Here is a 1,040-nt window from a genome sequence, read left to right as displayed (position 1 = left end):
ACGAGCTCCACTGCATCCTGCAGCGTGGATGCCACCCGGTTGGTCAGCAGCCGCCAGACCACCGGCTTGGCGCCTGCCGGTGCGTTGATTTCCGACGCAATCAGGCAGGTCACTTCAAGTTCGCCGCCCTGGCGGTCGGGCAGCAGGACACGCTGGGCACGCACCTCCTGCTCGACCGCGCGGGCCTTGCGCCCGCGACCGGCCGGCATCTCAAAGCGTATACGCCCCAGCGGCACGCCGGCCATGACCTCATCCCACAGCTTGCCCCCTTCGGGCAGCACCCGGTTGTGCTGGCAGCGCACCAGGTAGTCGGCCGCATGGTTCATCTTGCGCGCCATCACCAGCAGCGCCAGGATGTCCGACTCGCGGTCGCCGATGCATACATGGCGCGTGCCGGGCAACTCGCTGGCTTGCTCGGCGATGCGCTCGTAACTTTCCACCCAGCGCACGCTTTCGAGCACGCCGCCGCGCGGCGCATCGCCCGCCTTGAATTCGCGCGCCCACGTCCAGGCATTCATCACCCCCAGCGGCTCGCGCTCGGGCGTGACCACGTAGGTCGGGTGCAAATACAGCCCGCGCTGCGCTTCGTAGCTCAGCGGCCCCAGGCCCGTCATCGCCTGCCCGTTGTAGTCCAGCTCGGTCGTGTCCTGCAGGCACAGCACCACCGCGTGCTCGCGGATGCGGCCCATCGTCGCTTGGCGGTGGGCCGCCATCACCTCTTCACAGCTGACCTGCTCGTTGCGTAGAAACCGGTAGGCCGCTGCCGTCTCGGCCCAGTTCTCGCACGCCCCGGGAATGCTCGCACCGGGCTTTTGCCCCAGCCGTTCGGCCAGCAGTACGGCGCGCCGGTTCAGACGCGGGTCACCCAAATCAATCGTCTCGAATTCCTGTTGCGCCCAGCCCATCCACTCGCCCCTTTAATTACTCTGCTGCCTATATTACGGGCATGTGTGTAATGAGATGGGTAAAGCCGTCACTGGTGAACTGGGCCCCCTGGTCGCTGTTGAATATTTCAGGCTTGCCATGGGCACGCAGAGCTT

The 1,040-nt window shown here is 66.0% G+C and carries 1 protein-coding gene; it reads right to left on the bottom strand.

What is annotated here, in order from left to right; translation table 11 throughout:
* Positions 1-905, bottom strand: a 905-nt coding sequence (locus ACP7AD_RS18540) for an IS4 family transposase (protein WP_426166412.1), incomplete at its 3' end; no start/stop codon positions are given.
* Between the last annotated feature and the right edge of the window lie 135 nt (positions 906-1,040).

Source organism: Polaromonas sp. DSP2-3-2b2 (assembly GCF_049895905.1).
GTDB lineage: Bacteria > Pseudomonadota > Gammaproteobacteria > Burkholderiales > Burkholderiaceae_C > Polaromonas.
Note: the sequence above shows the minus strand (reverse complement) of the source record. Positions and strands in the feature narration are given on the sequence as shown.